Source organism: Corallococcus exercitus (genome assembly GCF_042231735.1).
Lineage (GTDB): Bacteria > Myxococcota > Myxococcia > Myxococcales > Myxococcaceae > Corallococcus > Corallococcus exercitus_B.
On record NZ_CP102577.1, the window covers coordinates 5,409,794 to 5,433,799 of the forward strand.

A 24,006-nucleotide genomic window follows, 5' to 3' on the forward strand; every position below is an offset into this window, starting at 1 on the left:
CCGGATTGCCGCCCCTGATGGCGCTCAGTCCGGCCAGTTGCCTTCGATGGGATGGGGGCCGTCGGTGAAGGCGCGCACCAGGTGGGTGCCGCCAACGAACGCGCCCGCCCACGAGCCACCCCTGCCGCCGAAGGACTCCTCGCGGTCCCCGCGCGAGCGCAGCGCGTTGATGCCGACCTTGAAGGCGTGAAGCCGCGCGGCGATGCGCCGTGCGAGCTCGGGGTCGTCCGTCGCCACCGAGGCCACGAGCGCGCCGTTGGAGACGTTGGCCTCCCGCACCAGCTCCTCCTCGGAGTCCACCGACACCAGGACATCGACGGGACCGAAGGGTTCTCGCAAGTAGAGCTCGCTGTCTGTCGGAACGCCGAAGAGCAGGACGGGCGGAAGATACGCGCCCCGCTCCTGTCGCGCGGTGAAGGCGTCCTCCGCGAGTTCCCCGTGATGCAGCACCGCCGTGCCCCGCTCCCGCGCCTCGGCGATGAGGGAGCGCAGCTCCTCGGCCTTGCTGGGGGAGATGAGGGGCCCGAAGTCCACGTGCGCGCCCAGGACCGGATTGCCGACGCGCAACGTTGAGACGGTGTCGACATACGTCCGCACGAACCTGGGGACGAGCGACTGTTCGACGACCCAGCGGGTGTACGCGGTGCAGCGCTGCTTGCCGAAGTCGAAGCCCGCGCGAATCTGCGCGCCGAGCGCGTCCCAGTCCGTGAAGTGCGTGATGGCGTAGGCGTTCACGCCCTCCATCTCCAGCGCGTAGCGCTTGTCCGTGTCGCGCAGGCGGCGGTGGACCTCGGCGCCGTTGGCGCGGCCGCCAATGAAGGCGACGCCCGCGATGCACGGGTGGCCGACGAGCGCCTCGGAGAGGTCCCTGCCCCGCCCGCCGACGAGCGAGACGGGGAGGCCCGCGCGGCGCAGCAGCGCGAAGGCGAGCGTGAGGGAGACACCACCCCCCTGGGTGGGAATCTTCGCGATGACCGAGTTGCCCGCGAGCGCCTGCACGAGCACGTTGAGCAGCAGCACGGAGAAGGGATAGTTCCAGGAGGCGATGTTCGACACGAGGCCGAGCGGCTTCCGGCCGTCGAGCATCGGGCCCATCCGCTCCAGGTACCACGCGATGCCCGCGAGGCACCGGTCCACGTCGTTGGAGGCCGTGGGCAGCGTCTTGCCGATGTCCCAGGCGAGGACCCGGACGAGCAGGTCCCGGTGTGCATGGAGCAGCACCACGGCCTCCGCGACGTTCCGGGCGCGGTCCTCGAGCGGACGGGCAGCCCAGGGAGCGAACTCCGCCGCGGCCTGCTCGACGCCGGAGGCGACCTGCCCAGCGCCCAGCAGCGGCAGCTCCGCGAGGACGCTGCAGTCGATGGGCGAGACCGCGTTGAACCAGGCGGGGGGATGCGCCCACCGTCCAGCGATGGGCGAGAGCAGCCGGCCTTGAGCGTCGAAGGCTTCCGGGACGGCCCTCCGGGCTTCGGCAAGCAGGCGGCGGCTTTCAAGATGCGGAAGGGGCTCGCCAACAGGTTCGGTATCCAGCACGGTTGCACCTCCTCGCGCGTCGGGTTCGCGCCGAATCAGTCCATGCCGCGGCTCATGACAAGCCGCGGCATGGGCTGAATATCGACATGCGCGCGCCGTGCGTCTGGGGAGGCAGACAAGGGCATGGCGGGCGGGAACCGAACGCTCCCGGCCGCCCCCCGGGGCTCAACAGTCGAGCGAGTACGTCTGGGTGTCATCCCCCGGCGAAGTCACCTCGAGGGTGTTGGAGCCGTTGAATGACGAGGAGAACGTCCCTTCGCTCGTCTGTGTCGTCACCGTCCCCGCCGAGGGGCACTGGTTGGCGCAGCGCTGGTAGCCCGAGACGGTCGTGGTCGCGTTGCGATCGCCCCGTGTGGACCGCGACTGGCCGTCCAAGGTGAAGCACCCGCTGCCCGAGACCCACGTGATGGTGCTCTCGGAGGATCGCGAGTCGAAGCGATCCGGCGAGTAGCTGTTGGAGGTGATGGTCACCTTGCGCTGGTCCCCCTCGGGAGAGGAGCTCGCGACCTGCATGGAGAGGTTGTACGGCGCTCCGTTGATGGTGAGGTTGGAGGACGTGGCATTGATGGAGAGCTGCCCCTGGTTGTCCGCGAGCACCACCTGCACGTCGCCGGAGATCTGCTGGAGCGCGACCTGCGCCGCGCAGTTGTCGAGGGTGTAGTTCACCGTCGCGCCCGACGCGGTGGCGGTGGCGCAGCCGGCGGGAGTGAAGGTGGATGAGGCGTTCGCCGCGAGCTGGGCGGCCGCGGCGTTCACGTCGACGGGAGCCTGAGGCAGCCCGCTGACGGTGGACTGCGGCAGCACCCCGCCGATGCTGTAGTACCAATAGCCGTAGACGGGATCGACCCAATAGTAGCTCCACGCCGCGTCGTACGCCCCGTAATACGGGTCGTAATAGGCGGTGTCGTAGTAGTACCCGTCGTAGACGTCGTCGGAGCAGCCAGTGATTGCGAGCAGCGACAAGAACCCCAGCGCCCATTTCAGCTTCTTCATCCCGTTCCCCATCCTGTTTGTCTTCTGACCGCGTTCTCACCAGACGGTGGGCGCGCAGCGCCGACCGATGCCCCGAGTCCTCTCGGGGGTCGGAACCGGGACGAAGGTGGAAACCGGTGGCCAGCGGAAGAACTGGACCGAGGAGCAGCCCAAGTGCGGGCTGGCGGTCATCCGCTTCAAGTGCGGAAGGCGACCAGGACAGCAGGCGCCTGTCGTCAGCCGCCGGTGGTCATAAGCCCGGGAGGTGGTGGCGCGTGCAATCGCAGGCGCTCCCCTGACAGCGGGTGTGTGAAGGCGAGCGTCTCCGCATGGAGCAGGTAGCCGCCGTCTCCGGGGAGACCGGGCGAGTGCTCGTGGGGCAGCCCTCCCGCGGCGAACAGCGGATCTCCGACGAGCGGGTGGCCGATGAATGCCAGGTGGATGCGGATCTGCTCGGGACGGCCCGTGTGGATGTGCACCTCGAAGAGCGTGTGGCCGTCACGCCGCTCCAGCACCCGGGCGCTGCTGCTCGACGCCTTGCCCTGGGGGTTCGCCCCATGCACGGTTCCCAGCAGGGGATGGGGCACCAGCCCGATGGGCGCGCGGATCTCGTAATGCGCCTGCGCCGCGAGCCCATCCGACAGCGCGCGGTAGCGCTTCTCCACGCCGCCCTCGCGCCAGTCGCGCGAAAGGCGTGCGGCCGCCTCGCGCGTGCGGGAGAAGAGCACGAGCCCGGAGGTCGCCCGCCCCAGACGGTGCAGCGCCGAGGCCTCCGGCCAGCGCTTCCTCACGAACGAGAGCAGCGTGTTCTTGAGGAAGCCGCCCGAGGGAATCGTCGGCAATCCGCTCGGCTTGATGACCGCGAGCAGCGTCGCGTCCTCGTGCACCAGCTCGAAGCTGTCCGGCGTCTCCCCCTCCTGCCAGGGCGGACGGTGCCAGCAGAGCACCTGGCGGGCGCGCAGCAGCTCGTCGCCGGTCGCCGTGACGCCATCCAGCTGGACCTCGCCGCGCAGGAAGCGGTCGCGCCACTCCGCTTCGGAGGAGTGCCGGTACGTGTCCGTCAGGTAGGCAAGCGCGGTGCGCCCGGCGCCGGCTTCAATCTGCTCGCGGTACACGTAGCCGTCATTCAGGCCGGAGTTGGACGTCACCCGTCCATTCTATCCAGCAGGGCGGGGATCCTCCCCTGGATAAGGCTCGCGGCCTGAAGGACGAGCCCCTGCCCTCCAGCACCGTCCCTCATGGCAGACTGCGGCCATGATACGCTCTACTTCCTTCGCAGTCGTCGCGGCGCTGAGTCTGGTGTTGGTGTCCACGGCGTGCACGGCCCCGGATCACGCCCAGGACGAGCAGGACCTCCGTCAACTGGTGAAGGCGCAGACCGAGGCCTGGAACGCCCACGACGCGGCGGCCTGGACGAAGGACTTCACGGACGACGCCGACTTCATCAACATCGTCGGCACGGTGTTCCAGGGCCGCGCGGAGATTGAGACGCGCCACGCCGCCATCTTCGCGACCCTCTTCAAGACCAGCCACGCCGAGGTCACCGTGCGCAAGATCCGCTTCCCCAGCGAGGACATCGCCGTGGTGGACACGGTGCACGAGGTCACCGGCCACACGGGCCTCCCTCCGGGCGTGCAGAACACCGAGGAGGGGCTGCTGCGCACGCAGATGCGGTATGTGCTCAAGCGCACCCAGAAGCAGTGGCGCATCGTCGTGGGCCAGAACACCGACGTGAAGCCGGCGCCCAGGCCCGCGCCCTAGATGTGGATGAGCGCGGTGGCGCACGCCCCATTGGGAGAGCTGCCCGTCCACTCCCAGAAGGCCAGCTTGGAAGTCAGTACGAGACTGCGTTGCGCATACCGTATGGAAACCACCTGGAAGAGCAGGTCGGCGTTCCGGGCGGCGTGGCTTAGGGAGCCTCGTCCGGCTGGGGAACGGCAGTGGCCGGAGGCTCGATGAGGAACTCGATGCGGCTCGCGGCGGCGCAGGAGGTGTCGGGCCGCACCGTGGGCTTGCGCAGGAACTCCCGGGCGATGTCCGCCGCGCAGGTGTCGGTGTCGAGCACCGCGTGAGCACCTCCGGAGATGACCACGTGGTGGCCGCGCTCGAGGGTCCGCGCCGCGGCGCTCGCCAAGGCCGGCGGGGTCACGGGGTCGAAGTCTCCCGAGAGCAGCAGCGTGGGGACCCGGGACACCACCGGCTCATACCAGGACGGATCCGCGGCGCCCGAGGGCCACTGGGCGCAGGTGCTGAACATGCCGAGCTGCGTGGGCAGGAAGAAGCCCTGGAGCTCCGGCAGCGCTCCGGCCGCTCCCGCGATCACCGCCGCGGGGCTGGTGGCGGACACATCCTCGCGGCACAGGGTGGAGAGGTGCATTCCGTAGCTGAGGCGCATGAACGACGTCAGCATCGGCGAGGCGCCGAGGGCGTTGCCGAGCAGCCCGGTCCGCCCTTCCCTCGCACCGTGGAGCATGGCGGGAAGCGTCTTGAGGATCGCCGGGTCCTGGAGGAAGCCGGACAGGAACTGGATGAAGAGGGCCCCGTCCAACCGCAGGCGGCCGGGCCGACCTTCCGGAGTCTCGAAGCGCACATCGAGGGGGCTCGCACTCAGTGAGTACACCACCTCGGAGAAGACCTGCTCCAGCTCGGGATAGCGGGCATCACAGGCCGCATCCACGGCGCAGGCCTCGAACACCCCGCGCAGGGAGCGGTCGAAACCCGGCACCGCCTGGAGATAGAGGTTGTCCCGCGGTGGCAGCACCGAGTCGATGACGACACTGCGTACGCGCTCGGGCGCCCGGCGGAGCACCTCCAGCGCGAGCCGCGAGCCGTAGGCGGAGCCGCGAAGGTTGATGTGCTGGAATCCCAGCGCCAGCCGGATTGCCTCCACGTCCTCGGCGCTCTCCTGGGTGTTATAGGCAGTCACATCGATGCCCTGGCTCCGCAGGCGATCGCCGCACCGGAGCAGCGGGTCCGGATAGGGCATGCCGACCTCCCAGCACTCCAGCGCGGGCTGGGAACCCCCGACGCCGCGCGGGTCGAACACGACGAGTTGCCTCTCCGGAGCGAGGGCCTCCACCCGCTCCCGCGTCAGGGGCTTCTCCAGCTGGGCGAGGCGAAGTCCCGGGCCTCCCGTCAGGAGCACCACCGGATCCTTCGCCTTCGCCTCCCGGGGCGCTCCGAAGATGGCCACCGCGAGGCGGATCCACGGGCCGTCCGGCCGGGCATGGCGCTCCGGGACGGCGACGTAGCCGCACCGGACCGTCTCGCCTTCCACCTGATCTGGCGCCAACATGAACCAGCACGGTGCTGGCTCGAAGCCCGCCGGCGTGTGCTTCTCCGCCAGGGCCTGGCCGCCGCCCGCGAGCAGCAGCCCACTTCCCACCCGTACCAGCCAGCGTGTCAGCCCTCTCCTCGAGAAACGCATGTTTCCTCCTTGGCGTGTCCGGATGCGGTTACAGGAATTGTCGAAGACTTGAAAGAGCCTGTTGTCTCAGAGTCGGCGGTCTCGGCGGAGTTCACCCAAAGCCAGCCACGTGCAAGGACATGCGAGGTGGGAAAGGCTTTCATTGAAGCCTCCGTGATGGGTATGGCCGCTTCATCCCCGGCGCGGAACTGCTGACGCTGGATGTCAGACCGCATCTGTAGAAGGTCATCCCGACGATGACCGACAAACACACTTTTCCTGAACAAGAAGCATTTCAGGACCCAATCAAGACACCGGGGCGTCTTCGTCAATCCATGGGGTCCGCGAAAGGAACCGCCCTGCTCTGCGCGGAGCGGCTTTCCTTCGCCTTCGCCCAGGGGACGCCCGTGCTCCGCGATGCCACCCTTCACTTGAAGGGCGGGACGTCCGTGGGGCTGCTCGGGGCCAACGGCGCGGGCAAGACGACGCTGCTGGGGGCGCTCACCGGCACCGTGCGGGGTACAACGGGAGGCTCGGTGCGGCTGGACGTGGGCGGGCTGCCCGCGCGACGCGCCATCGGGTTCGCGACGCAGGCCATCGCGCTCTATCCCGTGCTCACGGTGGAGGAGAACGTCGGGCACCTGGCCCGGCTGTTGTTGACGCGCGCGGAGGCGAAGGCCGCCATCGCGAGGACCCTGGAGGAGTTCGCGCTGGGTCCCATTGCCCGCACGCGCGTGCACCACCTGTCAGGTGGACAGCGGCGCCTCGTGCACCTGGCGGCGAGCTTCGTCCATGCGCCGCCCATCCGGCTGTTGGATGAGCCCACCGTCGCGCTCGACTTCGAGGCCCGCCAGCTGGTGGTGCGCCGGGTGCGAGCCTGGCGCGAGGAGGGCGCCGCGGTGCTGGTCACCGCGCACTACCCCGAGGACATCGAGGAGCTGTCCACGGAGCTGGTGCTGCTGCGGGACGGAAAGACGCGCGACCTGGGAGCGCTGGGAGCCGTCCTGTCGAACCAGGCGCGCACGTTGTCGCTGCGGGGCGCGCGTCCCGACGCATCATGGGAACTCACGCTCGCCACCAGCAGCCTGGAGGAGGTCCGCTCGAAGCTGGGCGAGGTCCCTTCCGACGTCCACCTGTCCGAGCTGCGCCTGTCCGGCAACCGGCTCCGCGACATCCTGCTGAGGGACCCCTCCCTGAGCGCCTTCGCCCGGGAGTCGGAAGGGCCATGAATCAAGACATCGCTAGCAGTGACGCCTCCGCGCCCAGCGGCGTGGCGGGTTTTGTCAACGTCGTGCGTTGCTACGCGCTGACGGAGTGGCGGGTGCTCGCACGAGAGCGCACGGCCATGGTGTTCATCTTCATCCTGCCCGCGGTGCTCTCCGCCATCCTGGGCCCGGGTGTATCAGGGCTCGACGCGGCCCCGGGCGCCATGGGCCGGGCCACCATCGGCTTCGCGGTGATGTTCAGCTACATGGTGGTGACCTACTCCGGTCACGCGTTCTACCGGGACTTCTGGTACCACACCCACGGCAGGCAGGCGTTGATCCGCCCCGCCCGGCTCGCGTTCGCCATGGGCAAGGTGCTGCCCGCGTGCGCGATGTCGTTCGTGCAGCTGCTGCTCTTCACGGGCTTCGCGGCGGTGTTCCTGGGCCTGCCGTTGAACGGCCACGTCCTCCAGGTGGCCCTCACCGGCGCGGCGCTGGTGACCAGCGGTTCGGCGCTGGGCTTCCTCCTCTTCGCCATCACGCGCAGCACCGCGACGCTCTCCAACCTCTCCTACCTGGTGCTGGTGACGTTCAGCGCGGTGGGGGGCGCCATCGTCGCCACGGAAGCGCTGCCGGGTTGGTCGCGCACGCTCGGCTACGCCACGCCGCACTACTGGGCCCTGCGCGCGCTCAACGAAGCCACCTTCGGACAGGGCCGCTGGAGCGTCGTGCTCCAGAGCACCGCCGTCATCCTCACCTTCACCGCAGTCTGCGCGACCGCCGCGAGCCTGGCGTTCGACTTCAGAGACCAAAAACATGACACGACCTGAACAAGACACGGCGGGCCGCCCTCGGGCACCCGTCATCCAGCGGCTGCTCGGGGACCCGCGCGTGGCGCAGGCCCGGCTGGGCAAGCGCATTGGCCGCCTCCCCTACTTCACGCGGGTGGAGTCGGCCACCGGCCCCATCACCCGCATGGAGGGCCGGGACATCCTCAACTTCGGCTCCAACAACTACCTGGGGCTCGCGAACGACCCGCGCGTCATCGCCGCCGCGCAGGAGGCCTCGGCCCGCTGGGGCGCGGGCGTGACGGGCTCACGGTTGCTCAACGGCAACCTGGCGCTCCACGAGGAGCTGGAGGACGCCCTGCGGCGCTTCTATGGCCGCACCGGCGCCATGGTGTTCTCCACCGGCTATGGCGCCAACCTGGGCCTGATGAGCTCGCTGCTGGGCCGCAATGACCGCGCCTGGGTGGACGAGGAGATGCACGCCTCCGTCCTGGACGGAGTGTGGCTGGCGCGCGCGACCATGAAGCGCTTCGGCCACAACGACCCGGAGCACCTGCTGGCCCAGGCGAAGGACGACACCGCCTCCGGCCTCTGCGTCGTGGAGGGTGTCTATTCCATGCGTGGAGACCGGGCCCCGCTGCGCCGGTTCCTGGAGGTGTGCCGCGAGACGCGCCTGGCGCTCGTCGTGGATGAAGCGCACGGCCTGGGCACGGTGGGCGAGCGGGGGCTGGGCACCGTGGAGGAGGACGGCGTCGTCCAGGACGCGGACTTCATCACCATCACCTTCTCCAAGAGCCTGGGCTCCTGCGGCGGCGCCATCATCGGGGACAAGGAGCAGATTGAAGCGCTGCGCGTCCTCACGCGGCCCTTCCTCTTCACCGCCGCCAACACGCCGGCCTCCGTGGCCGCGGCGCTGGCCGCCCTGCGCATCCTCCAGGAGGACCCGGGGCTGGTGGCCCAGCTGAAGGAGCGGGTGCGCTCGCTGCGCGAGGCGCTGATGGCGCGCGGGCTGCGACCCCTTCCGTCGGACGGTCCCATCGTCAGCGTGGAGGTGGGCGCGGACTTCGACACGCTCCAGGCGTGGAGGCTGCTGTGGAACCGGGGCATCTACGCCAACCCGGTCATCCACCCGGCCGTCCCGGCGGGCCGCGGCCTGCTGCGCCTGAGCGTGATGCGGACGCATGAGGAGCAGATGGTGCGCACCGTCGCGGACGCGTGCGCGGACGTTTTCTCGGACCTGCAGCTGTCCCATGAGGGACGCGGGAAGGTGGCATCATGAAGCGCACGCATCAGCTCTCCAGTGGTCAACCGCTCACCACGCAGACGCTTCGCGCCCACGGCGTGGACGTCGAGCGCATCCTGTCGGAGCTGGTCAGCGACCCCGCCTCGTGCGGCGTGCTGCTGACGGGTTCGCTCGCGGCCGGCAATGGCACGCCCAGCTCGGACGTGGACCTGATGGTGCTGGTTCCGCACCGCACGTCGCTCATCTCCACGAAGGAGGGCGTGCGCTTCAAGAACAGCCGCTTCAGTGAAGCGCTCCAGTACTGCGACGGCGTCGAGGTCAACATCGAGCTGGCGGAGCGTGGCCGCGTCGCGGAGATCATGACGTGGATGACGGCCATCGCGCCGGCGCTCTACAAGCCGTCCGAGCTGAAGTTCATCCCCATCATCGACGGCCCGGAGCTGCGCTTCCTGCACCGGCTGCGCACGGGACTTCCGCTCCTGAACCCGAGCCTGGTGGCGAGCTGGCGGGACGAGTTCCTGGTGGAGCTGCTGCCCACGTACCTCACCGTGCGGCACTTCATGGAGGTCCACGAGTACCTGGAGGACGCCATCAGCCACCGCGCCGTCAGCGAGGAGTCCAGCCGGCACGTGGCGCGCATCGCGGTGGAGGAGGCGCTGGTCTCCATCCTCGCGACCCTGGGGGTGACGAGCGCGGCGCGCAAGTGGCTCCTCATCGAGTCGCGCAAGGCGATGGCCACCGCGGGCGAGGTGGACCGGAGCCTGCTGGCCGAAGGGCTCTCCATCCACGCGGACTGCGCGACGGGCCCGCTGGGCGGATGCCTCACGCGCATCGAAGCGCTCCACCGGCGCATGGCCCAGCGCATGGCAGCGGAGCCGGAGTTGGCGCGTGCGGTGGAGTTCCTCCAGGGCAGCATCACCTACGTCCTCGAGCACCAGGGATGAGCACGTCCGGGAACACGGCGACCCCACTCGCGCTGGCGCGGCTGGGGAGCGCGCTGGGCCCGCTCTACGGAGCGGAGCGCGCGGAGGCGCTCGTCCGGGAGCTGGCCCCGGCGGCGGAGGGCGTCCGTGCGCGCCTGAAGCCCGGGCGCGTGGCGGTGGACGCACGGCCCACGGTCATCGCCGTGTACCCGGACCACGTGCTCGACGGGGGCCTGGCTCCGCTCGCGGCGCTGCGGCGCTTCCTCGACGAGGAGGTGGGCGGCGTGGGACCGGCCCTGCTCCATGTGCTCCCGCCCTATGTGTCGGACGGGGATGACGGCTTCGCGGTGGTGGACCACCGGGCCGTGCATCCCCGCCTGGGGGGATGGGAGGACCTGGAGCGGCTGTCGGCGGTGAGCGGCGGGCTGATGCTCGACCTGGTGATGAACCACGTGTCCACGTCGCACCCGGCGTTCCGGGACGTGCTGCACGGGGAGGGCCGGCCCGGGGACTTCCACCTCTTCTCCGAGCCGCGCGCCATCGAGTGGGGCACGCGGGTGCGGACCTCCTCCATCCTCCAGCGCTTCGACACGGGGACCCGCGCAGTGTGGGCGTGGTGCACGTACGGGCGCGCGCAGGTGGACTTGAACCACGGCTCGCCGGACGTCTTCCTGTCCATGGCGGAGACCCTGCTGTGGCTGGTGGAGGCAGGCGCGCGGGTGGTGCGCCTGGATGCCATTCCCCACGTGTGGAAGCGCGTTCCCGGAGGGCCGCACCAGCCGGAGGCGAAGCTGCTGGTGCGCGCACTGCGTGCCGTGACGGATTGGGTGGACCCTTCGGTGCGCCTGCTCGCGGAGACGGACCACCGCACAGGAGAGCGGTGCTACCTGGGCGAGGAGCTGGCGCAGCACGACAACCACCTCGCGGTGCCGCTGCTCGTCTTCGCGGCGGCGCTCGCGGGCGAGGGCGGCCCGCTGGTGGACTGGGTGAACGCGTCCGCGGCGGATGCGCACGGCCGGGACGGCTACGCCTTCCTCCAGACGCATGACGGCGTGCACCTGCGTCCCATGGATCCGCCGCTCAATGCCCCCACGCTGCGGCGGGTGATGGAACGGATGGAGCGTGCCGGTGTCGCGGTGTCCCATGCGGACGTGGGGGGCGAAGCGCGGCCGTACGAGCTCAACAGCTCCCTGCATCGCATCTTCTCCACGGAGGCGGGGCTCGACGTCGAGCGCTACCTGGCCGCGCACGCGCTCCTCTTCGCGCTCCCCGCAACGCCGTGCCTCTACTTCCCCACGCTGTTCGGGCTGCCGGACGCGGTGGGCGTTGAACCGTCCAATCCCCGCGCCGCGAACCGGCACCGCTACGCGGATGGCGCCCTGCGCGCGTTGATCCGGCAGCCGGTGCACGCGCGCATCCTGAAGTCCCTGCTGGGCCTCATCCGCCTGCGCGACCGCACGCCCGCGCTGCGGGAGGACCGCGGCTGCGAAGCATGGCAACCCGCGCCCGGGGTCCTGCACCTGGCGCGAAGTCATGGCCGTCAGCCGCTGCACGTCCTGGTGAACTTCGGCGCGGCCCCTGTGTCCGTCCCCGTGCCGCTCCGGGAGTGGAAGGACCTGCTCGGCGGACGCCAGGGGCACGGTGACGTCCTGCTCGCGCCTTCCGAAGCGCTGTGGCTCGTGGAACCCGGGAGTGGAGACCTCACATGAGAAACGCTGCCAGTGTGTCCGGCCTCGTGGAGGCCTTCGGCTCGCGTCCGGGGAGCGAGGAGTTCGTCTTCACGTTCTTCGACCCGTACGCCATCGGCCTCGGGCTCGCGGAAGAGGCGCTCGCGTTCCTGGAACACGAGGGCTTCCGCGTCGTGGACCGGCGCTTCGTCCAGTACACGCAGAGCAGCATCGAGGCGGTGTACAGCCCCAACCGTCCCATCGCGCTCGACAAGACGTGGGCCGTGCCCAGCGAGGTGTACCTGCTGGAGTCCTCCTGCGCGCTCATCCTCCGCACCCCGGGCCGCTCCGCCTGCGCGGCGTTCAAGTCGTTCAAGGGGTCGGCGGATCCGCGCAAGCGCTCACCCCTCCACCTGCGCAGCCGGCTCCAGGCCCCGACGCGTGCGCTGAGCCTCATGCATTCCTCGGATGACACGCGCGCCATGATTGAAGAGGCCGCCACGGCCTTCGATCCCCGGGAGCTGCGCATGCTCCTGGAGTCGGAAGGACGTCCCACCCGGCGCGCGGGCTCCGCCATCCAGCAGCTGCCGGGGGCCGTCGTGGGGCGGGCGTGGCGGCCTTCGCCCACGGAGTTCCTGGTCCACCTCCGCCTGCGCCTCGCGGAGGAGGTGGAGCTCGTCGCGCCCCTGCCGGAGGCGCTGGTCTCACCGTGGCGCGAGGCCGCGGACGAGCTGGCGGGGCTCCGCTCCGACCCTTCGGCGTCCCGCGAGGTGTACCTGCGCGTCGTCGCCCGCGAGGCAGCACTGGTGGACGACGCGGTCCAGGCGGGGCTCTCACATCCACGCCGGCCCGGGATGTTCGACTACCGCGTGGAGCCTGCGCTCGCGGCCACGGTGCTGGAGCTGCTCCACCATCCGGCGCTGTACCGCGAGACGGACCTGACGCGGATCATCGGTCCACAGGGGGCGCTGGTCCGCAACGCCTACGAGCGCGTGCTCCTTCGCAGCGCGCTCCAGGAGTTCGAATGAACCCGTCACCCCGTCAGCGGCACGCGTTCGAGGACCCGGCTCTTGAGGATGAGGTCGTCGTGCGTGCGCAGGATGGAGAGCTCCGTCACGTCGAGCTCCACGATGGTCGTCTCCCGGAAGCGCTGCAGCACGCCGAAGAGCTCGTCCGCCTCGTGCACGTCCAGCTCGGAGTTGAAGCGCAGGTGGTCCATCAACTGGAGACAGCCGATGTAGAAGCCCGGGTGGAGCGAGTGGCCCAGGCGCGTCTGGACCTCGGTGAGGTGGTCCACGGGGTTCGGGCCGTCCGTCAGCTCCGGGTAGACGGGGAAGTAGATGCGGCCGTTCTTCTTGCCCCAGAACCAGCCGCCCTTCACCTGGATGCGGAAGCGGGGGAAGCCCTCCAGCCGCTGCTTCACGAACGGCACGATGTCCGCGATGGGCATCCGCTCATGCAGCCCGTTGCAGATGGTGAAGTGGTGTCTGTATTTGCGCCGCTCGACGGTCTCCCAGGAAATCTTCCGCGCCGCGGCGGTCATGGCCACGGCGTTCATGAAGCGGTTGAACTGGGGGCTCTGCGCGAAGGCGCCGAAGTCCACGAAGCCCACCAGCGAGACACGGGGCGCGCGGTAGGTGCCCAGCCAGTCGTAGCCGGCCTTGAGGTCGAACGGCACGACCTCCGGGTGGTCAGGCCGCACCAGCGGCAGCTGCATCAAGCGGTACTCGTAGGAGAGGACGTGGTCCTCGGACGGGCGGGGCTGAAGCTCATTGCCCGGGCGGCGATACGCCAGCCGTTCATCCGTGGCGAAGGTTCTCATGTATCGAATCCATCACACGTGGGCAGAGGCCACAATGCGATGCCGCGCACGCGCCATGCACCACGTCCGCTCGTGCGAGGTCTCCCGTGACAGCCCTGAACCGCGAAGCCGCGACGCTTCGCCCCACCCCTCCGGTTGGAATTGCTCCTGACTGCCGCATCCGTGGCGTAGGCCCCGTGCACGCCTCCATGTGGATCTGGGCCGAGCGCGTCCTGGACACGCTCGCCCGGACGTACGACGGCGTGCCGCTGACGCTCGTGTTCAAGGGAACGGTGCTCCCGCGTCCGCGCGCGCTTCGCGTGCGGCTCCAGGCGGCCTCCGCCGTCATCGCGACCTGGCGGGGGGAGTGCCGCTTCATCGTCGGAAGGACCCAGGCGGTGCGGGACGCGCTGGAGGGAGGGGACCTGGACGCGGTGGCGGACAGGCTGACCCGGACCGGAGACGTGGCCCGCTTCGAGCTGGAAGCGACCGAGGCCTCGAGCGAGCCCCTGGCCCCCGTGGGCCGGCTCGTCCTGGGGGACAAGGCACGCACGCTCGACATCCTGTCGGAGCTGCACGGACCGTGGCGCATCTCCTCGCCGCACATCGTGCGGGGCGAGGACTGGACCCGGAACCGGGACGCCGTGCTCCAGCGTGTGCGGGAGCGCTTCGGGGACGAGCGCGTCGTGGTGCGCTCCTCCTGCTCCGCGGAGGATGCCTGGACCGAGTCGAACGCGGGACGCTTCCTCTCGGTGCTCGACGTGGACGCGGGGGATGCCGTGGCCGTGGGCGGCGCCATCTCGGACGTCTTCGAGTCGTACGGTCCGGGGGCCGCGGAGGAGAAGGTCTTCCTCCAGTCCTACGTCCACCCCGTGAGCGAGAGCGGCGTGCTGATGGCGCGGCACCCGGAGACGCTGGCCTCGTACTGGGTGGTGGCGTCGGACGTCTCCAGCGGGCGCACGGATCAGATCACCTCCGGCGCCCTGGAGAAGCCCTCCTCCGCGTACGTGGAGCACGGCGTGCCCCGGGGCCTGTTGCCGGACTCGCTCCGTCGCGTCGTCACCGTGGGGCGTGAGCTGGTGAAGCTCATGGGTGTGGATGCGCTGGACATCGAGTTCGCGCTGGCGGGCGGTGACTTCCACCTCTTCCAGGTGCGCCCCATCGCCAAGGGTTCATCGCAGCCGGAGGGAAGCGAGGTCCGCCGGGCGCTGCTGCTGGCGGATGCGTGCACGGCGCACCAGGCGCTGCTGAAGCCCCAGTCCCCCGTCGTCGGAGACGGGCCCGTCTACAGCACGATGACAGACTGGAACCCGGCGGAGATGATTGGCCGGCGCCCGCTGCCGCTCGCGCGGACGCTCTACGGCAGGCTCATCACGGACCGGACCTGGGCGGAGCAGCGCGCGGCCTACGGGTACCGCGACCTGCGAGGCATTCCCCTGCTGCGCGACTTCGCGGGGCACGCCTACGTGGACGTCCGCGCCTCGCTCAACTCCTTCATCCCGGCCGTCACCCCGGCGCGCGTGGCGGAGGTCCTGGTCTCCCGGCAGCTGGCCCGGCTGGCCCACGCCCCGGAGCTGCATGACAAGGTGGAGTTCGAGATCGCGGACACCTGCGCGAGCCTCGGCCTGCGCGAGCGGCTTCGGAGGCTCTACGCGTCCTCGTTGGATGCAGGGGAGCTGGACGCCCTGGCCACCGCGCTGCGGGACATCACGCTCCACGGCCTCTCCGACCTGCCCGCGCAGGTGGAGCAGGTGGAGCGGCTGCGGTCCCATCCGTTCGCGCCGGGCTTCGAGGGCGGGCTCGGCCCCCTCCTCGCGCGCCTGCGGGAGCTGGGCACCCTGCCCTTCGCGCACCTGGCCCGGACGGCGTTCGTGGTGACCGCGCTGCTCAAGAGCTTCGTGCGTGAAGGCGTGATGGATTCGAGCGAGCAGCGCGAAGTGCTCCAGCGCATCCGGACGGTGGCGGGGCAGCTGCAAGCGGATGCCTTCCGCGTGCGGCGGGGCGAGCTGGGCCTGGAGGCGCTGGTCGCGGAGTTCGGGCACCTGCGCCCGGGGACCTATGACATCCGGATGCCCCGCTATGACGCGGACCCGGAGCGCTACTTCGGCCCGCTCATCTCCGGAGCGGAGGAACCGTTCCGGCACGAGGCCCCCCTGTCCCGGAGCCTCCACGAGCGGCTGAGCGCGGGCCTCCGGAGTGCCGGACTGTCGATGACCAGCGAGGTGTTTCTCAATCACCTGGGCGCGGGCATCGCGGGGCGCGAGTACGGCAAGCACGTCTTCACGAAGACGCTGAGTGGCGTCCTCGAATACCTCGCGCAGTGGGGCGAGCCGCTGGGGCTGAGCCGGGATGACCTCGCGCACCTGTCGCTGGAGCAGGTGGAGACCGCGCTGTCGCTTCCGCCGCGCGAAGCCCGGTCGTGGTGCCGCGACGCCGTGGAGGAGGCCCGCGAGCATGCCGCCGCCGTCAACCTCATCGAACTGCCGGACATCCTGGTGCGCACGTCGCACCTGCTCTTCCACGTGAGCAGTGGAGAGCAGCCGCTGTTCGTCACCAAGGCGTGCGTCCGCGCGCCGGTGCTGGTCGCGGACGGGCTGCCAGACCCGGAGCGCGTGCGAGGCAACATCGTGCTGCTGGAGCGCGCCGACCCCGGCTACGACGGGCTGCTCGCGCTGGGCGTCGCCGGCATCGTCACGGCGTACGGGGGCGCGAACTCGCACATGGCGGTGCGCTGCACCGAGCTGCAGCTGCCCGCCGCCATCGGCGTGGGCCGGGAGCAGTTCCGGCGGCTGTCAGGCGGGCGGGTGATGACGCTGGACTGTGGCGGGCGCAGGCTCGTCCATGAGTGAGCGCCGCGTGGCCCTCATCACCCAGCGCAGCGACCGTGTCCCGGGACGTCCGGAGGTGCGGGATGCGCTCGAGGACTCCTGGTCCTCGGGCCTGTGGGAGGCCGGCTGGGTGCCCTTCCCCGCGGTGAACGTGGCCGCCGCGGCCGTGGCCCAGTTCGAAGCCCTGCGTCCGGGGCTGGTCATCCTGAGTGGAGGCAACGACGCGCCGGGAACGGGGCCGGCTGCGGTCCCCGCGCGCGACGAGACGGAGTCGGTCCTGCTGTCGCTCGCCACCCGGACGCGGACGCCGGTGCTGGGCGTGTGCCGCGGCGCGCAGATGCTCGCGCTCTTCGCGGGGATGCGGCTCGTGCCTGTCGAAGGCCACGTGCGCGTGCGCCACGCGTTGACGGGTCCACTCGCCAAGGAATGGCGGGGTCCGGCGGAGGTGGCGAGCTTCCACCACTGGGGCGTGGCGGAGGACTCCCTGCCTGACGGATGGGACGTCCTCGCGCGTTCGGAGGACGGCGCGGTGGAGTCCTTCGCGAGCAGGGAGCGGCGCTCACTGGGCGTCCTCTGGCACCCCGAGCGTGCGCCCCATCACCTTCCCGCAGTCCTTGAAGTCATGGAGGCATACGAACCATGAAAGCCATCATCCTGGCCGCGGGCCTGGGCACCCGCATGGGGCCGCTCGCGGCGACCCGGCCGAAGTGCCTGGTGGAGCTGGCGGGAGCTCCGCTGCTCGACCATCAGCTGGCCGTCTACGAGCACTTCGGCGTGGACGTCACGGTGATGGCCGGCGCGTATCCCGACCTGACGCAGGCGGGCCGCAACGTGCGCGTCGTGGTGAACCCGGCCTACACCACCGGCAACATGGTCTCCACGCTGCGCTTCAGCCTGCCGGTGGTGTCGCGCACGGAGCCGGTCCTCGTCTCGTATGGGGACATCGTCTTCTCATACGAGGTGTTGGCGCGGATGCTCGCCGCGTCCCGGGACGTGGAGGTCGCCATCGACACGCAATGGCGCCGGCTCTGGGAGCTGCGAATGGAGGACCCCACGACGGACTGCGAGTCGTTGCGACTGGAAGGCGAGCGCATCGTGGAGATTGGCTCGCGGGTGCGTTCGGTGGAGGAGGTGCAGGGGCAATACATCGGGCTGCTGCGCTTCGGGCCCGGCGTCCTGCACGCGCTCCTGGAGCGCTTCGACCAGCGTGTGGCGAAGGATCCGCGTTACTGGAACATCTCCATGACGGCCTTCCTCCAGGACCTCATCACCGACGGAGTGGCGGTCCACGCCGTGCCCATCGCGTCTGGCTGGTTGGAGGCGGACAACGCGGAGGACCTGCGCCGCTACACCGAGGCTCACGCCTCGGGAGCACTGGCGGGCTTCTGGTCCCCCACGGCTGCCCGGTGAGGGTTGCAGGGAGCCGCATGGCTCCCTGCGTTGATGACATCCTTAGAGCGGCTCCCAGCCGTTCTCGGTGCAGTAACCGACGAACTCGTCGGTTGCGTATTGGGTGTACGTCCCCACGAGATGGTATTGGACGTAGCGCCAACCGCACTCGGGATAGATGTGCCCGACCACCGTGGTGTGGGAGGCATCGCTGTAGAGCGTCGTCACGTAGGCGGCTTCCCGGTAGCCGGCGCTGGCCGGGCTGGCGCTGAGGAAGACGGACGCGACAGCGAGAGAGGTCAAGATGCGCGTTGCCATTGGTTTCTCCATGGGGGGACTGGATACCTGCGTGTTGGTACAGGAGGGCTTACGGCCCACCTGCACGAGTCGTGAGTAAAGCCGTGCAGGACGCGGATTTCCAGGACATCGGAGAAATCAGGACCCTGCTTGTCGAGCAGTACCCGGGGCTGGAGCGGCTGTGCCGCGATGGGGCTCGTGGCGCCCCAGACAGCTGCCAGCACGGAGCCGATGAAGGAAAAGACCGGAGTTGGTGATCCGATAGCAGTAGCGGTCAAGACGAGGAAATTGCTTCATCCGCACGGCCTTGAGAGGCCGCCGCGCTCACCACTTCAGCAGGTAGCGGCCCACCCGGCCGTTCTCGGAGACCTGCACCGGCGTGACAGTGCCCTGCTCCCGGGTGAGCTCGAAGGCGAACTGGAACACGCCCTCCCACGCGACGAAGACGAGGCGCGGGGCGGGCTCCACGAGTCGCACCACCAGTTCCCCGGAGCGGGGAGAGAGCACGGTGTAGCTGTACTCGGTGCCGTGCTCGTACATGCCACCAATGGCGCCGAAGCGGCTGAAGAGGGTGGACGGTGAGGCGCCCATCAGGCCCAGCAGCGTCTCCGCGAACTGGCGCACCATGGGCCCATAGCCGTCCCGGGTCACCTCCAGGCTGAACCGGCGGACGGCGTCCTCGCCGCCGTCCATCGCCACCGCCGCGTAGATGTCGTCCAGCACCGAGCGATGCACCCACGACGTGCGCAGGATGAGCTTGTCGAAATAGACGGCCGTCGCGGGGCTCACCCGCTGGCGCATGGTGGCGCGCACGCCCTTCTTGTCGAAGTACTTCAGGAAGTTGAGGATCGAGGTCCCGCTCACCTCGTGCCGGGCGGCAGGAGCCTTGTCCTGGGAGGACTGGGATGGGGCGCTGCTCGGGTTCATGGGTGCTCCCCCTCGGCGGTGCCCACGCCGTCCATCAACTGGCGCTCCAGGCATTGTGCCGTGAATGCGAAATCATCTGATTTCACTGAACTCAAGAAGAAGGCACTCGCAGTGAAAACAGACCCTCCGGGCCCACAAGGCACCCGGCCGACGGGGAGGGCCAAGGTCGAGTCTAATGGCCACCCATGTCTTCGCTGCCCCTGTCCGACCCACCTCCCGAGAGCAACCGGGCTGCCTTCGCGGATGTGCTGACCGACGACCTCGAGCGGGCGCGTGCCCTGCTCGCGGGCGTCCCGAGAGCGCCGCGCGTGCCCTCGAAGGAGGCCCGGCGACTGGTGCTCGCCTTCGCGGGCCCCCAGCGCGTCACGCTCTCCGTCAGCCTCCTCGCCCTGCTCGCCGGAGGGCTCGTTTGCGCCTTGTTCCAGTCCCCTCGCGCCGTGGGGGACCTGCTGCTGGACCTGCGCTCCTTCGAAGTCCCCGGCGTCGTCGACTCGGTCGAGGTGGGGATGCGCAAGCGCAGTCCTCGTCCGCACGTGTACTGCGCGCGCTTCCACTCGGAGGACGGCGCGCTGGTGGGGCGCAGTTGCGAGCCGGGCGGTCACTTTCAGCCGGGCCAGCGCGTGGTCCTCGAGTCGCGCGGAAGCCAGGCCCGTATCCGTGGCACCACCCTCACCCCCATGGGGCGCATGGGAGGGCTGGTGCTGCTGTTCCCCCTCGTGGGCCTCGTGGGCCTGTTACACGTCGTGTGGACCAACCACCGTGAGTCACGCGCGGCCCGCGTGGGCATCCCGATTCTCGCGCGGGTGACCTACTTCGGCGACGGCAAGCCGGTGCGTAAAAAGGGGCCGCCGCCCACGGAGCTGCGCTGGAGCTTCATCGCGCGCGGCGAGCGGTATGAGGGCAGTCTCTCCCTGGACAGCGCGTCCGAGTTCGACTTCCTCCCCAGCCGCGACGTCATCGTCGTGCTCTACGACCCGGCGGCTCCGGGCATCAACACCGTCTACGTGCCCTGACCCAGGGTTCGTTTGACGCGATCGTAGAGGCTTGATCTTCTCTGACTCGGCGCGCACCTTCTTCGGCGGACACACTTCGGCGGGTTCGAAGGGGAGCTGGCGGCTGAAGCCCACGGCGCATGCGAGAAGATGAAAGCGCATGCCGCGTGGCGGACGCGCCCTTCACGGCGGGATACCGCGAAGGGCGCTGCCCGGAATGTCTGTCGAATCAGAAGCGGGCGAGGAAGGCGTCGTAGCCGCCTGCGTGGGGGTTGCCGGCGAGGCCTCCGTAGGTCTGTCCGACGACGTAGGTGGCGCCGGAGGCGTCCACGGCCACGCCGCGGGCGATGTCCGGGACCGGGGTGCCCAGGAGGCGGGTGCCCTGCCGGGTGCCGGACGCGTCGTAGCGGGTGAGGAAGGCATCGGAGAGGCCCGCGGGCGTGTTGCCGTCGAGCGCGGCGGAGGTGTAGCCAACCACCTGCACGACGTTGTCCGGGGTGACGGCGACGCCGAACGCGTAATCAGGCTGCGTGCCTCCGAGCATGCGGCTCCAGTCGCGGTTGCCGGCGCTGTCGTAGCGGGCGAGCAGCACGTCGATGGTGCCGTTGTTGGTGTTGCCGTCCAGGCTGCCGAACGTGTCGCCAGCGAGGTAGACGGCGCCGTCGGGGCCCACGGCAACGCTCTTGGCGTCATCAAGCTCGCCCGCGTCGATCTGCCGGACCCACTGCTGGACACCGACGATGTTGAGCTTGAGCAGGAAGAAGTCGCTGTTCAACGACGGGGTGGTGCCGTCGAGGCTGCCAGACGTGTTGCCGACGACGTAGACCTCATGGGCGGGCGTGACGGCGATGCCGCGCGCCACGTCGCTCGCGGAGGTGCCGTACTGCTGGAGCCAGTACGGGTTGCCCCCCGTGTCGTAGAGCGCGACGACGATGTCGTAGTTGTTGGGATTGCCGCCGTGGGTGAAGCTTCCGCCGGTGTAGCCGGTGAAGTAGAGGGTGTCGTCCGCGCCGACGGCGATGCCGGTGGCGAAGTCATCCATCTGCGTGCCCCGCTGGCGCAGCCACAAGCGATTCCCGGCCGCGTCGTACTTGGCGATGAAGAAGTCGACCCCGCCCGCATTGGAATAGAAGTCGAAGCCGCCGAAGGTGATGCCAGCGACGTATGCGTTGCCATCCGCGTCGGTGGCCACGGCGGTGGCGCGGTCCGCCCCCGAAGTGCCGAGCTGGTGGACCCACTGGAGACTGCCGGCGGTGTCGTACCGGGCAATGAACGCGTCCTGACCGCCGGCCTTCGGCTCGACGCCGAGCTGGCTGGTCGTCTGGCCCACCACGTAGACGCCCGAGCCCGAGACGGCGACGGCGTTGGCCTGCTCGTCCAGGTTGGCACCGAGCTGGCGCACCCAGGACGGGGGCGGGACCTGGGCCTCGGCGACGGAGGGGACGCTCGCGGCGCAAACGGCGCTGGCGAGCCCGAACATGCTCAAGAGAGGGTGTTTCATCGCGCACTCCATTTCTCAGCGGGGGGAACCGAGCCGTGGCACCGGGAAAAATCTGTTTCCACGGCATCCTTGCAAGACCACGAGAAACAGGCGTGCGGAAGATGGGTAGAGAAAGACACGCAAGCGGCGATGCCCGACCCAGGTCCGAGTGGATCCAGACCCAGATGCGAGGGCCTTGCACGGCGCCTCCAGGAGCCACGCCGCGTGGGCCCGTGGTCCCAGGCGTCCCGGATGTATGGCCCCGGCAGTGGGTTCACCGCCAGCCAGGGTGAAGACGGCCGCATCGATGTGTTTGGCGGCACGAGCGCCAATCCCGAGGAGCACCGGAACGCGCGGGTCTGTTCCCGCCAGCGTTTGACGCCGTGAGCTTACGGGCTTCGGGTCCGCACCGCGGTCAGATGAGGCGCACCCGAGGGTCCCCCGCGTCCTGGAGCAGCGAGAAGCCAGCGCGGTAGCGCTCCTGGATGTCGGGGACGGAGGTCAGCGCGCGGACGGCCGCGTCCCAGTCCGGCCAGGTGAGCTGCTCCGAGCGGACGGCGTCGCTGAAGGGCGTGTCGTCCGTGAGGTGGAAGTGCACCTGCCCCACGTCCTGCCGGGGACCCGCGTTGACGAGCACCGACGCGGGGGCCCGCTGCCGTGCGGCGGCGATGAGCGCGAAGAGGCCCGCACGAAGCCCCGCGTGCCGAGGGTGCGCCAGGGCGAAGACGTCCGGCACGCCCCGCAGGGGGACGGCGATGTGGTGGAAGGTGCCGTAGACGGGACGCGGGTGGCGGTAGACGGCGGCATGCTCCGAGCGGTCCACCGAGGTGAGGGGAAGGAGCCGGTCCGCGTGCGCGAAGCCGAAGCGCACCAGGGAGCCGGAGGCGGGGGTCCGCGCCATCCGGAACGCCAGCTGTTTCAGGGTTGCCATGTACGTCCTTCGCTCGGGTGTCCGTCGAAGGAAGCATGCCCTCGCGGTCTGACAGCCTGCGCCGCCGGTTCTACTCCGGATGGGAGGCCCCGGGGCGGGCCCGCGCGTCAGCTCTATCTGCTATATCCGCTTTAGCCAGATTTACTGGCACTCACCTGCCATTGCTCGCGTCGGCGAGGCGGGTCCATGACAAAGGAGTCTCCATGTTCTCAAGAAAGCTCGTACTTGCGGCAGGGTGCATCGCGATGGGACTCGGGTGTGGCGAGCCCGCGGATGAGACGCAGGAGATCGTCGGCAACCTGGTGCAGGCCGGGTTCCCGTCCAACGACATCATGGTCGTCGAGGGGAAGGTCTATGTCGGGCGGGACGCCGAGGTGTCCCTGGACGCCTCTCGCGAGCTGCTCGCGGCCGGCGCGACCACCGAGGAGCAGTACCGCACGAACAACGTCGTCAGCCCGTCCCTGACGAAGATCTGCATCAACGGCTCGGCGTTCACGGGGGTGTTCAGCACCGCGCTGGACATGGCCATCCAGAATTACGCCGAGATGGGGCTCTCCTTCACCATGGCGCGCACGCCGAGCACCGGCTGCGGCTTCACCATCAATGGCATCATCGACCCGAACATGAATGGCGGCGTGGCCGGGTTCCCGGCGAACGGCAACCCGTTCGGGCAGATCACCATCGGCGGCCTGCTCAGCCAGTACGGCGTTGACGTCATCGAGCACGTCATCACGCATGAGATTGGCCACACCATCGGCTTCCGCCACTCGGACTACTACAACCGCGCCATCAGCTGCGGCTCCGGCGGCAACGAGGGTGACGCCGGTGTCGGTGCGATCCACATCCCGGGCACGCCGACCACGGCGAGCGTCGGTGCGTCCATCATGAACTCCTGCTTCCGCGCGGTCGAGACGGGCGAGTTCACCGCCAGCGACCGCACCGCGCTGGCCGCGATGTACACGCCCATCGTCCCCGCCCCCAGCCTCGTCAGCGCCCTGGACCCGAATCGCTGCCTGGACGTGACGGGCGGCAACTCGGCGCAGGGCACGCCCACCCAGCTCTGGGAGTGCAACGGAACCCTCGCGCAGCAGTGGCGCCTGACCCCGCAGGGCGAGCTGCGAAGCAACCTGGGGGGCAATCTCTGCCTGGACGTCGCCGGCGGCAATCCGGCGCAGGGCACGCGCGTCCAGATCTACGGGTGCAATGGCACGGCCGCCCAGCAGTGGACGGTGGTCGGAGGCACGATTCGCAGCGCCCTGGCCGCCAACCTCTGCCTGGATGTCGACAGCGCCAACACGGCCCCAGGCACCAAGATTCAAGTCTGGGAGTGCAACGGCACGAACGCCCAGAACTGGTACACGCGCTGAGTCTGAGCTCGGGGGCTGCCTTTCGGTACGTACCGCATCGCCACCACCCCCGAGCCCAACTCCAACCGGTCCACGCGCCTCAAGTCGACACACTCCGATAGCCCCGCGAACAAGGTCGGTCCGCGCCCCACGAGCCTGGGGTGCGCCGCGCATCGCATGCCACCTGGGCGTCAGCGACAAGACGGTACGTCGGCTCCTGAAGGGCCGGCGCATGCAGGGATCGCCGTGCCTCCCTTGGGGCAACACCTCTTCCACCT

The 24,006-nt window shown here is 69.7% G+C and carries 22 protein-coding genes; 12 read left to right on the forward strand and 10 right to left on the reverse strand.

All coding sequences use genetic code 11. The annotated features are described in order from the left end of the window. Positions 1–24: 24 nt before the first annotated feature. From NR792_RS21120 to NR792_RS21130, 3 genes are all read right to left on the reverse strand, one after another. Positions 25–1,533, reverse strand: a complete 1,509-nt coding sequence (locus NR792_RS21120; protein WP_375754474.1) for an aldehyde dehydrogenase family protein — start codon at positions 1,531–1,533, stop codon at positions 25–27. A 165-nt stretch (positions 1,534–1,698) separates the two neighbouring features. Then, positions 1,699–2,526, reverse strand: a complete 828-nt coding sequence (locus NR792_RS21125; RefSeq protein ID WP_375754475.1) for a hypothetical protein — start codon at positions 2,524–2,526, stop codon at positions 1,699–1,701. Positions 2,527–2,741: 215 nt separating this feature from the next. Further along, entirely contained in the window at positions 2,742–3,653 is a 912-nt protein-coding gene (locus NR792_RS21130; protein WP_375754476.1) for an RluA family pseudouridine synthase, read from the reverse strand. A 106-nt stretch (positions 3,654–3,759) separates the two neighbouring features. On the opposite strand from NR792_RS21130, the gene NR792_RS21135 reads away from it, so the two are divergent. Further along, positions 3,760–4,266 (forward strand): SgcJ/EcaC family oxidoreductase, encoded by a 507-nt coding sequence (locus NR792_RS21135; RefSeq protein WP_375754477.1) that lies wholly within the window; start codon positions 3,760–3,762, stop codon positions 4,264–4,266. On the opposite strand, the gene NR792_RS21140 is transcribed toward NR792_RS21135, so the two are convergent. Further along, positions 4,263–4,493: an ATP-binding protein gene (locus NR792_RS21140; protein ID WP_375761657.1), complete on the reverse strand. Its 231-nt coding sequence runs from the start codon at positions 4,491–4,493 to the stop codon at positions 4,263–4,265. The two genes, NR792_RS21135 and NR792_RS21140, sit on opposite strands and share 4 nt — an antisense overlap. Beyond that, positions 4,415–5,932, reverse strand: a complete 1,518-nt coding sequence (locus NR792_RS21145) for an alpha/beta hydrolase (protein WP_375754478.1) — start codon at positions 5,930–5,932, stop codon at positions 4,415–4,417. The genes NR792_RS21140 and NR792_RS21145 overlap by 79 nt, the downstream gene beginning before the upstream one ends. A 314-nt stretch (positions 5,933–6,246) precedes the next feature. Here NR792_RS21145 and NR792_RS21150 point away from each other — a divergent pair, with 314 nt between their 5' ends. Genes NR792_RS21150 through NR792_RS21175 form a run of 6 tightly spaced genes read left to right on the forward strand, consistent with a single transcriptional unit; the run spans position 6,247 to position 12,765 of the window. Continuing rightward, positions 6,247–7,140: an ATP-binding cassette domain-containing protein gene (locus NR792_RS21150; protein WP_375754479.1), complete on the forward strand. Its 894-nt coding sequence runs from the start codon at positions 6,247–6,249 to the stop codon at positions 7,138–7,140. Then, on the forward strand, positions 7,137–7,946 hold the full coding sequence (locus NR792_RS21155) for an ABC transporter permease (RefSeq protein ID WP_375754480.1): 810 nt from the start codon (positions 7,137–7,139) through the stop codon (positions 7,944–7,946). The genes NR792_RS21150 and NR792_RS21155 overlap by 4 nt, the downstream gene beginning before the upstream one ends. Next, a complete protein-coding gene (locus tag NR792_RS21160) occupies positions 7,933–9,183 on the forward strand; it encodes an aminotransferase class I/II-fold pyridoxal phosphate-dependent enzyme (RefSeq protein WP_375754481.1) in 1,251 nt (416 codons plus the stop codon). The genes NR792_RS21155 and NR792_RS21160 overlap by 14 nt, the downstream gene beginning before the upstream one ends. Then, complete coding sequence (locus NR792_RS21165; protein WP_375754482.1) at positions 9,180–10,091, forward strand: nucleotidyltransferase domain-containing protein; 912 nt, start codon at positions 9,180–9,182, stop codon at positions 10,089–10,091. The genes NR792_RS21160 and NR792_RS21165 overlap by 4 nt, the downstream gene beginning before the upstream one ends. After that, on the forward strand, positions 10,088–11,779 hold the full coding sequence (locus NR792_RS21170) for an alpha-amylase family glycosyl hydrolase (RefSeq protein WP_375754483.1): 1,692 nt from the start codon (positions 10,088–10,090) through the stop codon (positions 11,777–11,779). Before NR792_RS21165 ends, NR792_RS21170 begins: the two co-directional genes overlap by 4 nt. Continuing rightward, positions 11,776–12,765 (forward strand): nucleoside-diphosphate kinase, encoded by a 990-nt coding sequence (locus NR792_RS21175; protein WP_375754484.1) that lies wholly within the window; start codon positions 11,776–11,778, stop codon positions 12,763–12,765. The genes NR792_RS21170 and NR792_RS21175 overlap by 4 nt, the downstream gene beginning before the upstream one ends. 5 nt (positions 12,766–12,770) lie before the next feature. On the opposite strand, the gene NR792_RS21180 is transcribed toward NR792_RS21175, so the two are convergent. Further along, on the reverse strand, positions 12,771–13,559 hold the full coding sequence (locus NR792_RS21180) for a hypothetical protein (RefSeq protein WP_375754485.1): 789 nt from the start codon (positions 13,557–13,559) through the stop codon (positions 12,771–12,773). Positions 13,560–13,735: 176 nt separating this feature from the next. Here NR792_RS21180 and NR792_RS21185 point away from each other — a divergent pair, with 176 nt between their 5' ends. The 3 genes from NR792_RS21185 to NR792_RS21195 are packed head-to-tail and all read left to right on the forward strand — an operon-like array spanning position 13,736 to position 17,776. Further along, positions 13,736–16,387: a PEP-utilizing enzyme gene (locus tag NR792_RS21185; protein WP_375754486.1), complete on the forward strand. Its 2,652-nt coding sequence runs from the start codon at positions 13,736–13,738 to the stop codon at positions 16,385–16,387. Further along, entirely contained in the window at positions 16,380–17,009 is a 630-nt protein-coding gene (locus NR792_RS21190; RefSeq protein ID WP_375754487.1) for a gamma-glutamyl-gamma-aminobutyrate hydrolase family protein, read from the forward strand. Before NR792_RS21185 ends, NR792_RS21190 begins: the two co-directional genes overlap by 8 nt. Further along, the gene (locus tag NR792_RS21195) at positions 17,006–17,776 is read left to right on the forward strand and encodes an NTP transferase domain-containing protein (protein ID WP_375754488.1); all 771 of its coding nucleotides are present in this window, start codon (positions 17,006–17,008) and stop codon (positions 17,774–17,776) included. The genes NR792_RS21190 and NR792_RS21195 overlap by 4 nt, the downstream gene beginning before the upstream one ends. Before the next feature lie 42 nt (positions 17,777–17,818). On the opposite strand, the gene NR792_RS21200 is transcribed toward NR792_RS21195, so the two are convergent. Together NR792_RS21200 and NR792_RS21205 are read right to left on the reverse strand one after the other, a co-directional pair. Further along, on the reverse strand, positions 17,819–18,058 hold the full coding sequence (locus NR792_RS21200; RefSeq protein ID WP_375754489.1) for a hypothetical protein: 240 nt from the start codon (positions 18,056–18,058) through the stop codon (positions 17,819–17,821). A gap of 318 nt (positions 18,059–18,376) precedes the next feature. Continuing rightward, on the reverse strand, positions 18,377–18,979 hold the full coding sequence (locus tag NR792_RS21205) for a hypothetical protein (protein WP_375754490.1): 603 nt from the start codon (positions 18,977–18,979) through the stop codon (positions 18,377–18,379). Positions 18,980–19,164: 185 nt separating this feature from the next. On the opposite strand from NR792_RS21205, the gene NR792_RS21210 reads away from it, so the two are divergent. Then, the gene (locus NR792_RS21210) at positions 19,165–19,992 is read left to right on the forward strand and encodes a hypothetical protein (RefSeq protein WP_375754491.1); all 828 of its coding nucleotides are present in this window, start codon (positions 19,165–19,167) and stop codon (positions 19,990–19,992) included. A gap of 208 nt (positions 19,993–20,200) precedes the next feature. Here NR792_RS21210 and NR792_RS21215 read toward each other — a convergent pair whose 3' ends face one another. Together NR792_RS21215 and NR792_RS21220 are read right to left on the reverse strand one after the other, a co-directional pair. Next, the gene (locus NR792_RS21215; protein ID WP_375754492.1) at positions 20,201–21,472 is read right to left on the reverse strand and encodes an SBBP repeat-containing protein; all 1,272 of its coding nucleotides are present in this window, start codon (positions 21,470–21,472) and stop codon (positions 20,201–20,203) included. Between the two features lie 394 nt (positions 21,473–21,866). After that, on the reverse strand, positions 21,867–22,382 hold the full coding sequence (locus NR792_RS21220; protein WP_375754493.1) for a hypothetical protein: 516 nt from the start codon (positions 22,380–22,382) through the stop codon (positions 21,867–21,869). A 245-nt stretch (positions 22,383–22,627) separates the two neighbouring features. On the opposite strand from NR792_RS21220, the gene NR792_RS21225 reads away from it, so the two are divergent. Beyond that, on the forward strand, positions 22,628–23,749 hold the full coding sequence (locus tag NR792_RS21225) for a M57 family metalloprotease (RefSeq protein ID WP_375754494.1): 1,122 nt from the start codon (positions 22,628–22,630) through the stop codon (positions 23,747–23,749). Positions 23,750–24,006 lie beyond the last annotated feature (257 nt).